This window comes from Nonomuraea cypriaca, assembly GCF_015645445.1.
Classification (GTDB): domain Bacteria; phylum Actinomycetota; class Actinomycetes; order Streptosporangiales; family Streptosporangiaceae; genus Nonomuraea; species Nonomuraea cypriaca.
Genome location: NZ_JADOGI010000265.1, coordinates 1 through 13432 on the forward strand (window position 1 = coordinate 1; position 13432 = coordinate 13432).

Sequence of the window (13432 nt, forward strand, 5' to 3'; positions counted from 1 at the left end):
TCCCATCCTGGTGACCCAGCTCTGGCTGCCCCTCCCACCCACCACCACCGGTGACTGAGAGCATGCCGCGTGCCGGTGGCCCCGTGTCCTGGGCGCCGGCGGTGGCCGGTGGTGGCTGAGGTGCCGGGGACCGGGCCGGTTCTGGGGCTGCTGCGGGGCAATCGGGACTACCGGCGGCTGTTGGTCACCGGCCTGCTGTCCCAGACCGGTGACTGGGCGATCGGGACCGGGCTCGCCTTCTCCGTCTACCAGCTCACCGGGTCCACCCTGGCCAGCGCGATCATGCTGCTGGCCTCGCGGGTGCCCGACGTCGTGCTCGGGTCGGTGGCCGGGGTGCTGGCCGACCGCTGGGACCGCCGCCGGATGCTGGTCGTCGCCAACCTGCTGCTCGCGCTCGGGCTGCTGCCCCTGGCGGCGGTACGCGACCCGGCCCAGGTCTGGATCGTCTACGGGGTCGCCCTGTGGACCGGCGTGATCAGCACCATCCCACTGCCCGCCCAGAAGGCGCTCGTCCCCCAACTCGTGACAGAGTCCCAGCTGGTACGCGCCAACGCCCTGTACGGCCAGACCGGTCAGGTGGCCCGCTTACTGGGAGCGATGCTGGGCGGTGCCGCCGCCGGCGCCGGCGGGATGACCGCGATCGTCGTGATCGGCGTCGCCGGCTTCGTGACCTCGGCGGCGCTGCTGGCCACCCTGCGCCCCCCGCCCCGCCCGCCGGACGCGGCAGGAACGCCGGGGAATGCCGGGGATGGGCGCCCAGTGGTCAGCCGGGGTGTGCCTGGCCATGAGGGAGGCCGGGCCGCGGTTGCTGGTGACGTACCTGCTGATCACGGGGCTGGGGGAGGGGATCTTCGCCACGCTGGCGGCGCCGTTCGTCGCGGACGTCCTCGGCGGGGGAGGGGACGCGTACGGGCTGTTCCTGTCGGTGCAGGCGGTCGGCGGGATCGCGGGCGGGCTCCTCGTCGCGGCGCATCCGGGGAACGTCTCGCCGCGCGCCTTACTGGGCTGGGGGACGGTCGTCTTCGGGCTGCTGGACCTGGCGCTGTTCACGTACCCGCTCGTGGTGACCGCGCTCTGGCCCGCGTTCGTGCTGATCGCGGCGGCCGGGGTGCCGGCGGCGGCCGCCATGGCGGGGCTCACCACCCTGGCCCAGACCGTCACCGGCGACGAGCACCGTGGCCGCCTCTTCGGCATCCTCGTCAGCGCGCAGGCCGCCACCGGCCTGTGCGGAATGGCGCTCGCGGGCGTGCTCGGCGACGTGGCCGGCATCGTTCCGACGCTGTGCGTGCACGCGGCCGGGCTCATCGCCGCGGGCCTGCTGGTCCGGTTCGGCGCACGCCGCTGAACGTGAGGTCAGGCGGCGGCCTTGACGACGTGCAGGAGCTCGGTCAGGACCTCGGTGTTGAGCTGGTACGCGAGCTTGACCTCGCCGATGATCCGCTGCCGCTCGCGCTCTTCGGGATCCAGCCCGTCCAGCCTGGCCCGGTATTCGTTCTTGAACCGCGGCAGGCTGCCCAGCTCGTCGAAGAAGTAGAAGTCGACGCCCCCGCCCTTGGCGTAGCCGTAGATCTTCTGCAGCTCCATCCGGATGAACTGCCCGCCTGACAGGTCGCCCAGGTAACGCGTGTAGTGGTGGGCGATGTAGCCGCCCGGCCAGTCGGAGACCTGGTGGATCCGCGCGACGAGGGTCCTGGTGGCCTTCGACGGCGCGATCCTGCTCCGCCAGTCCGGCCCGTAGATCGTCGCCAGGTCCCGCTCCAGCGCCCGCTCCCGGTACAGCTCGGGGAACACGAACCGGCCCGCCACCGGGTGGTCCGCCAGCTCACGCGACACGCCGTCGAGCGCGACGTAGGCGAAGTAGTGCTGGGCGACCATCTCGCCGTACTCCGGCTCGCTCAACCGGCCGCCCATCAGCTCCGCGAGATAGCTCTCTGACTCGGCGGACTCGTGGTCGGCCCAGGTGGCGTTCCTCAGGGCTTCGGAGAACGGTGTGGTCACGGCCCACCTCTACTCGTGCTGATGTTTCATGACAAAGTGTCACAAACCTCCGCTCCCGGCGTCAAGCCGATGACGACACCATGTCATAAAATCTGCCTCTCCTCTCATATACCCAGTCGAGAGGCCAGCAGAGACCTCTGTTCAGCTTGCGGGCGCGTTCGGGAGGCGTTACGAGGCCCGCTCGGCGTAGTGGCAGGCGGCGTAGTGGTCGCCGACCGCCTCCAGCACGGGCTCGACCTCCGAGCACCGGTCGGTGGCCTTCCAGCAGCGGGTGTGGAACCGGCAGCCGGGCGGCGGCGCGACCGGGCTCGGCGGGTCACCGGCCAGCATGATGCGGGTACGCCCGCGCAGCCGCGGCTTCGGCACCGGTGCCGCCGACAGCAGAGCCATCGTGTACGGATGCGCCGGCGCCCCGTACACCCCCGCCGCGGGACCCAGCTCCGCGAGCCGTCCCAGGTACATCACGCCCACCCGGTGCGAGACGTGCCTGACCACGGCCAGGTCGTGGGCGATGAAGACCAGCGCCACCCCGAGCGTCCGCTGCAACTCGGCGAACAGGTTGACCACCTGCGCCTGCACCGACATGTCCAGCGCGGACACCGGCTCGTCGCACACGATCACGTCGGGCTCCGTGGCGAGGGCGCGGGCGATGCCGATCCGCTGCCGCTGGCCGCCGGAGAACTCGTGCGGGAAGCGGTTCATCCGGTCGGGGGAGAGGCCCACCAGGGACAGCAGCTCGCCGACGCGGTCGCGCATGGCGTGGGCGTTCGGGGACAGCCGGTGCACGCGGAGCGGCTCGGCCACGATGTCCCGCACCGTCATCCGGGGGTTGAGCGAGGTGAGGGGGTCCTGGAAGACCATCTGGACGCGGCGGCGGATGTCGCGCGGCACACCGCCGCGGGTGAAGAAGGGGCGGCCACGGAAGGTGACCTCGCCCTGGTCGGGGCGTTCGAGGCCGACGAGCATCCGGGCCAGCGTCGACTTGCCGCAGCCGGACTCGCCGACGATGCCGAGGGTCTCCCCGGCGTGCAGCTCCAGGTCGACGCCCGCGACCGCGCGCACGGCGCCGCCTCTGGACAGCAGCCCGCCGCGGTAGGTCTTGTGCAGCCCGGTCGCCCGCAGCACGGGCTCGGCCCCCGGCGTGGGAGCGGGGCCGGGCGTGGCGAGGTCAGGCGAGGGCGCCATCGAGCATCTCCTCCGAGTGGTGACAGGCGGCGTACCGGCCGGATCCGGTGGGCAGGAGCGTCAGCTCAGGACGGGTGCCGGCGCACACCGAGGTGGCCCGGTCGCAGCGCGGCTCGAACGAGCACCCCGGCGGCACCGACGCGGGGCTCGGCGGCGCGCCGGGGATGGCGCGCAGCTCCGAGGCCGGGCTGTCCAGATCGGGGATGGCGGCGAGCAGCGCCCCCGTGTACGGATGCCCGGGACGGTCGTACAGCTCCCCGGCCTCACCGCTCTCCACGATCCGCCCCGCGTACATCACCGCGACCCGGTCGCTGACCTCCGCCGCCACCCCCAGATCGTGGGTGATGAGCAGGACGGCGGTGCCGAGGTCGCGCCGCAGCCGGTCGATGAGCTCCAGGATCTGGGCCTGAACGGTCACGTCCAGCGCGGTCGTCGGCTCGTCGGCGATGATGAGGTCGGGTTCGAGCGCCACCGCCATGGCCACCAGGATGCGCTGCCGCATCCCGCCGGAGAACTGGTGTGGGTAGTCGCCGGCCCGCCTGGCGGCGGCCGGGATGCCCACCAGATCGAGCAGCTCGATCGCGCGCGCCCTGGCCTCCTTGCGTGCGGCGCCCCGGTGCACCCTGAACAGCTCGCCGATCTGGTCGCCGACGCTGAGCACGGGGTTCAGCGCCGACAGAGCGTCCTGGAAGACCAGGGTCATCGCACTGCCGCGCAGGGCCCGGCGGTCCTCGGCGGACATCGAGAGCAGGTCCCGGTCGCCGAGCCGGGCCGCGGCCGCGCGTACGCGGACGTTGGGCTGGTCGAGCAGTCCCATGACGGCCTTGGCGGTGACGGACTTGCCCGAGCCCGACTCGCCGAGCAGTGCCAGGGTCTGGCCGCGCTCGATGGTGAGGTCCACCCCGCGCACGGCCGGAATCTCGCGTCCATGGGCGGTGAACGTGACATGGAGGTCGCGGATTTCCAGGACCGGTGCTTCGCTCACCGCACCCCCTTCTCCGTTGTGACGAAAGTTCACGTCTGGTCTATGTAAAGTGCCGGAAAACAACTTCAATATTGTCTTTGGCGACTGATTCTGGCAAACTCCCCGCAATCGGACAAGAGGGGACGCCAAGTGCTGGAAGCCGCGAAGACCTACAAGGGATACCGTTCGTACGAATACCTGGAGGCGGGTGCCGATTACCGGCAGTTCGACCTGGCGCCCGAGCTCGGCCGGGTTCCCGCGTACCAGGGGCCGGAGCTGACCGCCGAGCAGGCCGAGCGCGTACGCCGCCTGCTCACCGACAAACTGGTCGTCTCCCTGCACGACCACCCGTCGATCTTCCCGGACGACATCCGCCAGACCGTCGAGTACAACCGCACCGCCCGCCACCACACCGGCTTCGAGGGCCTGGCCCGCTCCGGCATGACCGTCGTCTTCGACAACCTCATGGACGGCACCTGCTGCGTCACGAGCCAGGCCGGCTGGAAGTGGAACGACGTGATCGCCGACATCGGCATGCGCCTGTCGGACCTCGCCCACCAGGACTTCCTCATCAAGGTCGAGCGCCTGGCCGACGTGCGCGAGGCGCACGCGTCGGGGCGCATCGGGCTGGTCCTCGCCCTCGAGGCGTCCACCATGATCGAGAACGAGGTCGACAGGATCGACATGCTGTACGGCTTCGGCGTACGGCAGATGGGCATCGCCTACAGCGAGGCGAACGCCCTGGGCAGCGGACTGAAGGAGCGCGGGGACGGCGGCCTGACCCTGTTCGGCGAGAAGGCCGTGCGCCGCATGAACAAGCTGGGCATCGCCATCGACGTGTCCCACTCAGGCGACCAGACCTCGCTCGACACGATCCGCCACTCCACCAAGCCGATCCTCATCACCCACGCGGGCGCCCGCTCGGTCTGGCCGACGAACCGGATGAAGCCGGACTCGGTCATCAAGGCCGCGGCCGAGCGCGGCGGCGTGATCGGCCTGGAGGCGGCCCCGCACACCACGCTGTCGCCCGACCACCCGCTGCACAGCCTGGAGTCGGTGATGGACCACTTCACGTATTGTGTGGACCTGGTCGGCATCGACCACGTGGCGTTCGGGCCCGACACCCTGTTCGGCGACCACGTGGGGCTGCACGACACCTTCGCCGGGCACCTGTCGCTCAACGAGGCGCACGCCGGCATCGCGTACGAGAAGGTCCCGTACGTGGACGGCCTGGAGAACCCGGCCGAGTGCTTCTGGAACATCATCGCCTGGCTGGTCACCCACGGTTACTCGGACGACGAGATCACCAAGGTGGTCGGCGGCAACGTCATGCGGGTGCTGGAAGAGGTCTGGATCTGATGAGACGTGCGATCATCGTGGCGGCGCTGGCCGCCCTGACCGCGGCGTGCGCCCCCAGCGTGCCGGGGTCGTCGTCGCAGTCCGGCTCGGAGCCGGCGAGCGGCGACCGGCTCACCATCGGCACGACCGCCGACGTGGTCAACTACAACCCGCTGGTCGGCAACAGCCGTACGGACTCGTGGGTCACGAACCTGATGTACCCGCATCTGACCCAGATGGACCAGACGGGCAAGCGGATCCCGTACCTGGCGACGGAGTGGTCGTACTCGGAGGACGGCGAGCAGGCCACGGTCAAGCTGCGCGACGACATGAAGTGGTCCGACGGCAAGCCGGTCACCGCCGACGACGTGGTGTTCTCGGTGACGGCCGTGCAGAAGGAGAAGTTCGGCGTGGTGGCCGGGCTCATCACCGCGATGGACAGGGCCGAGGCCACCTCACCCACCGAGGTGACGTTCCACCTCAAGCGCCCTGACGGGACGTTCCTCGACAACGTGGGCTTCTGGCTGCCGATCGTGCCCAAGCACGTGTTCGAGAAGGCGCCGAGCGTGCAGAAGTTCGCCAACGACTCGAACTGGGTGAGCGCGGGGCCGTTCAAGCTGTCCAAGGTCGAGCGCGGCCAGCGCTACATCATGGAGCGCGTCGACGGCTTCGGCCCGGGGCAGCCGACGGTCAAGGAGGTCGTGTTCCGGGTCTTCCCCGACGTGAACACCGAGGTCCTCGCGCTGCGCAACGGCGAGATCGACATGATCGGCAACGTGCTGCCGCCCGCCACCGCGGCGGAGTTGAAGAGCGACCCGAACGTCAAGCTCCAGCAGATCCCGTCCCTGGGCTGGGCGCACCTGCAGTACAACACCAAGCGGAAGCCGCTGGACGACGTCCGCGTACGCCAGGCGCTCGCGCACGCCGTCGACTACGAGGCCATCAGGAACATCGCGCTCAAGGGCTACGCCAAGTCAGCCAACTCCAGCGTGCTCACGCCCTCGCAGCCCGCCTACGCCGACCCGGCCTCCCAGGAGTACGCCTTCGACCCCGCGCAGTCCAAGAAACTGCTGGCCGAGGCGGGGGTCTCCAACCTCAGCCTGAACATGGTCTACGACCAGGCCGACCCGAACATCGCCCGCTGGGCCCCCATGGTCCGCGACTCGGCGAAGCAGGCCGGGATCACGATCAAGCTGCAGGGGCTGGAGCGCAACACGTACCTGGACAAAACTGACAAGCGGGACTTCGACATCTACGCCGGCTCGTGGGCGGTCATGGACAACCCGCCCGCCAACCTCGGGCTGGCCTTCAAGAGCGGCGGGTTCATCAACTACGCCCAGGTCAGCGACCCCAAGCTGGACGACCTGATCGACCAGGGCCAGCGGGCGCTCACTCAGGAGGAGGCCAAGAAGCCGATCCAGGAAGCCGCGCGGATCATCCACGACCAGGTCTACGACAACGTCCTGTACGTGGAGACGTTCAACATCGCCCACTCCACCAAGTGGACCGGGTTCAAGCCGATGCCGAGCGAGCTGCTGTCCATCCTGAACCCGCTCTCCCTCGCCGCGGCGAAGCCGGCGGGCTGATCCCATGCGGTTCATCGGCCTCCGGCTGGCCCGTGGCCTGCTCACCCTGTGGTTCGCCGTCACGGTGACGTTCTTCCTGGTCCGGCTGCTGCCCGGCGACCCGGTGCTGGCCGTGGCCGACCCGAACATGACCGACGAGCTGCGCAGGAAGCTGCTCGCCGACTTCGGGCTCGACCAGCCGCTCGGCGCCCAGTACGTCGACTATCTCGGGCAGCTCCTGCACGGCAACCTCGGCATGTCGTTCCGTCAGTCGGTCCCCGTGGCGACCGTGCTCATGGAGCGGCTGCCGTGGACGCTGATCCTGACGCTCTCGGCCATGGTGGTGACGATCGCGCTGGGCATCCCGCTCGGCGTGCTCGCCGCCACCGGGGCCAAGGGCTGGGTGGACCGCATGATCCAGCTCACCGGCGTCACCGCGCAGTCCCTGTTCGTCCCGAGCGTGGGCATCTTCCTCATGTACGTCCTGGGCGTCTGGCTCGGCTGGTTCCCCATCGGCGGGGCCGTCGACCTCGACGCCACCGGCTTCGGCGCGACGCTCAGCATGCTGCACCACCTCGTGCTGCCGTGCCTGTCGCTGGTGCTCATCCAGCTCGGCGGCTACGTGCTGACGATGCGCACCACGCTCATCGAGGCGCTCGGCGAGGACTACGTCTCCCTGGCCAAGGCCAAGGGCGTACGCCCGGCGAAGGTCGTCTGGAAGCACGCCCTGCGCAACGCCCTGCTGCCGACGACCACGATCGCCGGGCTCCAACTCGGCACCCTCGTCGGCGGCGCGGTGCTGACCGAGACGATCTACGCCTACCCTGGCATCGGCCGGGCCATCTACGAGGCGGTCGGCCAGCTCGACTTCCCCGTCCTGCAGGGCGCGTTCGTGCTGCTCGCCGCCGCCGTCGTGGTGGCCAACCTGATCACTGACGTGGCGTACGGAATCCTCGACCCCAGGGTGCGCACATGACCGCCGTCGCGATGGAACTGACGCCCAGGCAGCGGACCTGGTCCGCCTTCCGGCGCAACCCGCTCGGCATGGCCAGCGGCGGCCTGCTGCTCCTGCTGGCGCTGGTCGCGATCTGCGCGCCGCTGATCGCGCCCTTCCCCGAGGGGTACGGCGCCGACACCTCCCAGCCGCCCTCGGCCGCGCACTGGTTCGGCACCGACGACATCGGGCAGGACGTGTTCGCCCAGGTCGTGTGGGGCACCAGGGTCAGCATGGCGGTCGGCGTCAGCGCCTCGGTGCTGGCCATCGTGATCGGGCTGCTGATCGGCGTCAGCGCGGCCTACTTCCGCCGGCTGGACACGCCGCTCGGCGTGCTGGTCGACCTGTCGCTGTCGCTGCCCGTGCTGCCGCTGATGATTCTGGTGGCGGCCCTGGCCGGGCCCAGCGTACGCACGCTGATCGTGGTGATCGCGCTGTTCAGCTGGCCGGAGGTGGCCAGGGTGGTGCGCTCGCAGGCGCTGGCGATCGTGCCCATGCCGTTCGTGTCCGCCGCGAAGGTCGTCGGCGGTTCGGCCCTGTGGATCGTCCGCACGCACCTGCTGCCTGGCGTGATCCCGGTCGTGGGCGTGTCGGTCGTGCTGACCACCTCCCGCGCCGTGCTCGCCGAGGCCGGACTGTCGTTCCTCGGCCTGGGGGATCCGAACAGCTGGTCGTGGGGCACCATCCTGCACAAGGCGCAGCAGTCGGGCTCGCTGGCCTCGGCGTGGTGGACCACCCTGTTCCCGTCCCTGGCCATCCTGCTGCTCGTCCTGTCCACGACGCTGCTGTCCGTGGCCTACAACGACGCTCGCGACCACAGGAGCAACTCATGACGTTCTCCCAGAGGCTGCCCGGCGCCTTCTACGACGCCGCACTGAGCCGGGTGCGCGCCGAGATGGCCGCCGGCGGCCTGGCGGCGCTGCTGCTCGACGACCCGCTCGACGTCGCCTACCTCACCGGTTTCCACCACTTCCCGAACGAGCGTCCCGTCGCCTGCTGGCTGCCACTCGGCGGCGATCCCGTGCTGCTCGTGCCGGACCTGGAACGCGAGTACGCCGCCGACCAGCGGGCCCGCGCAGAGATCGTCGCCTATCCGGAGTTCCCCGGCGTCAGGTCGCCGTTCGCCGTGCTCGCGGGGCAGGTACGCGCCGTGCCGAGCGCGGCGTACGCGCCCTCCACCAGCGTCGCCCGCGCACAGGCGCTGGCCGAGGCGTTCCCCGCCACCCGCTGGTGCGCGTCGGACGCGGTCGGGCGGGTGCGGCTGCGCAAGCTGCCCGAGGAGATCACGCTGCACGAGGAGGCCGCCCGCATCGCCGACGCGATGATCGGGGCCGGCGTCGACCTCGTCAGGGCGGCGATCGAGGCCGGTGGCGAGCTGCCCGCCGAGACCGAGCTGGCCTCCCACGTCATCTCCTTCGGCTCCCGCCTCATGTACGCCAGGCACGAGGACGTCGTCGTGGTCCCCATGCTCACCGGCGGCCTCGTCTACGGCGGCCCGAACTCCGCCCAGCCGCACCGGCTCCCCGGCGGTGACCGGCTGCGGGCGGGGGAGACGTTCATGCTGTCGCTGGGCTGCGCGGTCGGCGGCAGGTTCGTGGAGAGCGAGCGGACGTTCGTGATCGGTGAGCCCAGCCCGCGGCAGGCCCGCTACTACGAGACCGTCCGCGAGGCGCAGGAGATCGGCACCGAGGCGCTGGTCGCGGGCGTGTCCTGCGAGGAGGCCAACCGCCGCTGCCTGGCGGTGATCGAGGAGGCCGGGCTGGGCGAGCACATCCGTCACCGGCAGGGCCACGGCATCGGGCTCGGCTTCCACGAGCCGCCGTGGCTGTCGGACGGCGACGCCACCGAGCTGGCCCCGGGCATGATCCTGTCCAGCGAGCCCGGCGTCTACGTTCCTGGACACGCCGGATACCGCATCTCGGACACCGTCCTGGTCACCGAGTCGGGGCCGCGCCGGCTGACGGCGTACCCGCGCGAGCTCACCGACGTGATCATCTGAATCACTTTTCCGCAACGTCCGCAAATCGTCCTGAGGGGTAAGCGTTTGTTCGTCGACATCAATGACAACCGGCTCAACGTCGAGATACTCGGCGACGGTGAGACCACGATCATCGCCCACCACGGCGCCCCGGGTCTCGGCTCGCTCGCCGAGCCCAAGGCCAGCTTCGGCAGGCTCGCGGACGCGTACCGGGTGGTCGTCTTCGACGCGAGGGGGTCGGGGGCCAGCGGGCAGGCCGGCCCGTTCACGCACGAGCAGTGGGTCGCCGACATGGAGGCCCTGCGCGAGTGGCTGGGCGCAGAACAGGTGGTGGTCGCCGGCGGCTCGTACGGCGGCTTCATCGCCATGGAGTACGCCGCCCGCCACCCCTCCCGCGTCAGCGCCGTCGTGCTGCGCGACACCTCGGCCGACAACGCCAACCAGGAGCTGGCCATGTACAACGCGGCCTCCTCCAGCCGGGTGCGCGTCGACAAGGAGAAGCTGGACCGCGTCATGTCCGGCACCGTGCGCGACGACGACGACCTGCGCGACTGCTGGCGGGAGATCCTGCCGCTCTACGACCACGACTACGACCCGGCGAAGGTCGAGCAGCGGGTGGCGGCCACGCCGTACCACTACCGCACACACAACTACGCCTTCGCCGTGAACCAGCCCGACTACGACATCAAGCACCTCCTGCCCGGCATCACCGCGCCCGTCCTCGTGACCGTCGGTCGGCACGACTGGATCACGCCCGTCGAGTGCAGCGTGACCATCGCCGAGCTCGTCCCGAACGCTGACCTGCGCGTCTTCGAGCGCTCCGGGCACTCGCCGCAGGTGGAGGAGGCCGAGTTGTGGGAGGCGACCGTCCGCGACTTCCTCGGCAGGTCCGTCGGCAAGGTGCGCGAACGGTCCTGAACGCGCGATGATGCCCCCGATGGAAGATCTCGACGACCTCGACAGGAAGATCCTCGCCGCCCTGCACGTGAACGGCCGGGCCAGCTGGACCGACCTCGCCCAGCTGCTCGGCATCTCCACGACCACGGTCGCGCGGCGGGCCCAGCACCTGTTCGCCGCGGGGCTGGCGCGGGTCGCGGTGCTGCCGCACCTGGAGCACGAAGGGCCCGTCCACGTGTTCATCGTGCGGCTGACCTGCTCGCCCGGCAGCCAGCTCAGGGTGGCCGGGCTGCTGGCGAAGAACCCCGACATCCGGTTCGTCACGATCGTCACCGGGGGCTACGACATCGTGTTCGAGCTGGTCGCGCCCAAGCACCGCGACCTGTACACCATGCTGGTCGAGTTCGTGCACACCATTCCAGGGACTCTGCAGAGCGACGCCGACCTGGTGCTGCACACGTACAAGGTGAGCTACGACTGGAGCGTTCCTGTGCTGGGGGAGCGGGCGGCGCCGTTCGGGCTGGACCGGCCCGCGTACGCGTGCGAGCGCAACCACCTGGACGACGTCGACCGCGAGGTGCTCGCGGCGATGCGGGAGGACGGGCGGGCCAGCTTCCAGTCCGTGGGGCGGCGGCTGGGCATCAGCGAGAGCACGGCCAGGCGGCGGCTCGAAGGCATGCTGGAACGCGGGTGCGCCAGTGTGGCGACGTTCATCCCGGCCGCCGCGCTCGGCTACGAGGCCGAGATCCTCTTCTGGTTATCGGTCGAGCCGCGCATGCAGAACAGCGTGGCCGAGCGGCTGTCCGGCGAGCGCGGGGTGCGGATGATCGCCTCCATGCTGGGGCAGGCGTCGCTGATGTGCGAGGTCATCGTCCCGACCACGGCCGACATCCACCGCTTCACCTCGCAGACCCTGGCCTCGGTGCCGGGCATCCGATCGTGGACGGCCGGCGTGCAGGTGCTCACCGTGAAACGCGGCTTCCTCATGGTGCCATGGGCCGAAGACCGCATCGCGGCGGCCCTCGCGTAGCTTGTGCGCCCGCTCGGCGCGTGCGGGGTGGACGCGCGTGCGCGGTGGCGCCTGCCTGGCGTGTGCGGTTGCTCGGCGCGTGCGGGGCGGTCGCGTTCAGCGGGTGTAGCGGTGTTTGGCTCCCGGTGGGAAATACTCCGGGTCGCCTGATTCGCGCAGCCGGATGAACGGCGTCCGCTGGGCCACGGGCACGTAATGGGCGAACTCGCTGTTCAGCCTCAGGAGCTGGGCCAGGATCGACGCCGCCACCGCCTGGGCCGTCTCGTCCGAGGGCTTCTCGCCCGGCATCAACTCCACCGTCACCGTCAGATGCCGGTCCCGGTCCCCGTCCTCCACGACCTCCAGCACGAACTTGCCCGTCACCGAGCCGCTGACCTCGGGCTGCTCCAGCCCGACCGCGATGTTCTCCGGGTAGACGTTGGCGCCGTAGTACGACACCGTGAAATGGGAACGCCCGAACACGTAGACGAACGGGCGCTCCGGCCCACCCGCCGCAGGCTCGAAGCCGCGGGTCCTGACGAAACCCAGCATCCTCTCGTACGGGATCACGCCGCCCTCGTCGGCGATGTGGTAGCGGATGAGCGGGATGCCGTTGTCGCCGGAGAAGAGCAGGGTGCCCTGGTGTTCCTCGAAAAAGCGGACATCGGGGTCGTACTGGACGAGGGTGGGCAGCCGCGACTCGCCGAACAGCTCCCTGGCGGTGCCCGGGCGGCCGGACAGGAACCGGCGGATCTCGACGGACAGCGGGGTCTCGTTGGCGAGGACGCCCGCGTCGGCGGTGCCGTACAGGGAGGCGATGCCGCGTACCGGGTCCTCGATGCCCGCCCGCCGCGCGACCAGGGTGCGCCACTCCTCGCTGAACACCTCGCCCGCCGTGACGAGCTTGAGGTTCCAGCGGGACCAGGGGAGGTCCTCGGTGTCGATGACGTTCTTCAGGAACGGGGGATAGCCCAGCAGCACGACCTGATCGAAATGGGGCGCCAGTTCCGGGATGACGCGCAGGATCTCGCCGCGGTCGGTGCCGGGGGCGACGACCGTGATCGGGTAGCCGCGTTCGGCCAGGTGGCGGCAGCAGTTGACGGTGAACAGGCCGCCCACCCAGGTGCCCAGGGCGAAGCAGACGACGGCCAGGGTGCGGCGCTCGCGGGCGGCGAAGGAGTCCATGAAGACCTCCTCGAATCGTCCGGCGATCACGCGCTCGTCCGCGGCGGAACGCGGCCAGAACGACGGCGCCCCGGTCGAGCCCGAGGACACCGCGATCATGTCACCGATCCTCCCGTCCCTGCACAGGTCGGGCAGGGGGTGGCGGCGGGTGTAGTTGTCCTTGGTCGTCATCGGCAAAGCAGCGAAGTCCCGAAACTCCATAACATCTCCGGGATCGATGCGATGCTCCGCAAGAAACCTCCCGTAAGCGGGAACACTCGCCGCCACCTGCTGGAAGAGCTCAACCGGGTCCATCAACCGACTCTACGACCCCCACCCT

The 13432-nt window shown here is 70.3% G+C and carries 12 protein-coding genes and 1 pseudogene; 9 read left to right on the forward strand and 4 right to left on the reverse strand.

Annotated elements, in window-relative coordinates:
- Positions 1 to 120: 120 nt before the first annotated feature.
- Together ITP53_RS61545 and ITP53_RS47610 are read left to right on the forward strand one after the other, a co-directional pair.
- Positions 121 to 678 (forward strand): annotated as a pseudogene (locus ITP53_RS61545) (MFS transporter); the annotation flags it as partial.
- Between the two features lie 70 nt (positions 679 to 748).
- Positions 749 to 1345: an MFS transporter gene (locus tag ITP53_RS47610; protein WP_195902087.1), complete on the forward strand. Its 597-nt coding sequence runs from the start codon at positions 749 to 751 to the stop codon at positions 1343 to 1345.
- A gap of 8 nt (positions 1346 to 1353) precedes the next feature.
- Here ITP53_RS47610 and ITP53_RS47615 read toward each other — a convergent pair whose 3' ends face one another.
- The 3 genes from ITP53_RS47615 to ITP53_RS47625 form a co-directional block, all read right to left on the reverse strand.
- Positions 1354 to 1998 (reverse strand): biliverdin-producing heme oxygenase, encoded by a 645-nt coding sequence (locus ITP53_RS47615; protein ID WP_195902088.1) that lies wholly within the window; start codon positions 1996 to 1998, stop codon positions 1354 to 1356.
- Positions 1999 to 2166: 168 nt separating this feature from the next.
- Positions 2167 to 3183 (reverse strand): ABC transporter ATP-binding protein, encoded by a 1017-nt coding sequence (locus ITP53_RS47620; RefSeq protein WP_195902089.1) that lies wholly within the window; start codon positions 3181 to 3183, stop codon positions 2167 to 2169.
- Positions 3167 to 4168 carry an ABC transporter ATP-binding protein gene (locus ITP53_RS47625; RefSeq protein WP_195902090.1) on the reverse strand — a complete coding sequence of 334 codons (1002 nt, stop codon included), beginning with the start codon at positions 4166 to 4168 and terminating at the stop codon, positions 3167 to 3169. The genes ITP53_RS47620 and ITP53_RS47625 overlap by 17 nt, the downstream gene beginning before the upstream one ends.
- Before the next feature lie 129 nt (positions 4169 to 4297).
- On the opposite strand from ITP53_RS47625, the gene ITP53_RS47630 reads away from it, so the two are divergent.
- The 7 genes from ITP53_RS47630 to ITP53_RS47660 are packed head-to-tail and all read left to right on the forward strand — an operon-like array spanning position 4298 to position 11949.
- On the forward strand, positions 4298 to 5506 hold the full coding sequence (locus tag ITP53_RS47630) for a dipeptidase (protein ID WP_195902091.1): 1209 nt from the start codon (positions 4298 to 4300) through the stop codon (positions 5504 to 5506).
- Entirely contained in the window at positions 5506 to 7071 is a 1566-nt protein-coding gene (locus tag ITP53_RS47635; RefSeq protein ID WP_195902092.1) for an ABC transporter substrate-binding protein, read from the forward strand. The genes ITP53_RS47630 and ITP53_RS47635 overlap by 1 nt, the downstream gene beginning before the upstream one ends.
- Positions 7072 to 7075: 4 nt before the next feature.
- Positions 7076 to 8026 (forward strand): ABC transporter permease, encoded by a 951-nt coding sequence (locus tag ITP53_RS47640; protein WP_195902093.1) that lies wholly within the window; start codon positions 7076 to 7078, stop codon positions 8024 to 8026.
- On the forward strand, positions 8023 to 8877 hold the full coding sequence (locus tag ITP53_RS47645) for an ABC transporter permease (RefSeq protein WP_195902094.1): 855 nt from the start codon (positions 8023 to 8025) through the stop codon (positions 8875 to 8877). The genes ITP53_RS47640 and ITP53_RS47645 overlap by 4 nt, the downstream gene beginning before the upstream one ends.
- On the forward strand, positions 8874 to 10043 hold the full coding sequence (locus ITP53_RS47650) for a M24 family metallopeptidase (RefSeq protein ID WP_195902095.1): 1170 nt from the start codon (positions 8874 to 8876) through the stop codon (positions 10041 to 10043). Before ITP53_RS47645 ends, ITP53_RS47650 begins: the two co-directional genes overlap by 4 nt.
- A gap of 45 nt (positions 10044 to 10088) precedes the next feature.
- Positions 10089 to 10940, forward strand: coding sequence for an alpha/beta fold hydrolase (locus ITP53_RS47655; RefSeq protein ID WP_195902096.1), 852 nt, complete (start codon positions 10089 to 10091; stop codon positions 10938 to 10940).
- A gap of 19 nt (positions 10941 to 10959) precedes the next feature.
- Complete coding sequence (locus ITP53_RS47660; RefSeq protein ID WP_195902097.1) at positions 10960 to 11949, forward strand: Lrp/AsnC family transcriptional regulator; 990 nt, start codon at positions 10960 to 10962, stop codon at positions 11947 to 11949.
- Positions 11950 to 12045: 96 nt separating this feature from the next.
- Here the strand turns inward: ITP53_RS47660 and ITP53_RS47665 are convergent, their stop codons facing one another.
- Positions 12046 to 13284: a phenylacetate--CoA ligase family protein gene (locus tag ITP53_RS47665; protein WP_236051995.1), complete on the reverse strand. Its 1239-nt coding sequence runs from the start codon at positions 13282 to 13284 to the stop codon at positions 12046 to 12048.
- Positions 13285 to 13432 lie beyond the last annotated feature (148 nt).

What these genes read in the sequence shown, in the direction of transcription:
- ITP53_RS47610 (WP_195902087.1), top strand. Translation starts at nt 749, where the DNA reads ATGGGCGCCCAGTGGTCAGCCGGGGTGTGCCTGGCCATGAGGGAGGCC.
- ITP53_RS47620 (WP_195902089.1), bottom strand. Translation starts at nt 3,183, where the DNA reads ATGGCGCCCTCGCCTGACCTCGCCACGCCCGGCCCCGCTCCCACGCCG.
- ITP53_RS47635 (WP_195902092.1), top strand. Translation starts at nt 5,506, where the DNA reads ATGAGACGTGCGATCATCGTGGCGGCGCTGGCCGCCCTGACCGCGGCG.
- ITP53_RS47640 (WP_195902093.1), top strand. Translation starts at nt 7,076, where the DNA reads ATGCGGTTCATCGGCCTCCGGCTGGCCCGTGGCCTGCTCACCCTGTGG.
- ITP53_RS47645 (WP_195902094.1), top strand. Translation starts at nt 8,023, where the DNA reads ATGACCGCCGTCGCGATGGAACTGACGCCCAGGCAGCGGACCTGGTCC.
- ITP53_RS47650 (WP_195902095.1), top strand. Translation starts at nt 8,874, where the DNA reads ATGACGTTCTCCCAGAGGCTGCCCGGCGCCTTCTACGACGCCGCACTG.
- ITP53_RS47660 (WP_195902097.1), top strand. Translation starts at nt 10,960, where the DNA reads ATGGAAGATCTCGACGACCTCGACAGGAAGATCCTCGCCGCCCTGCAC.
- ITP53_RS47665 (WP_236051995.1), bottom strand. Translation starts at nt 13,284, where the DNA reads ATGACGACCAAGGACAACTACACCCGCCGCCACCCCCTGCCCGACCTG.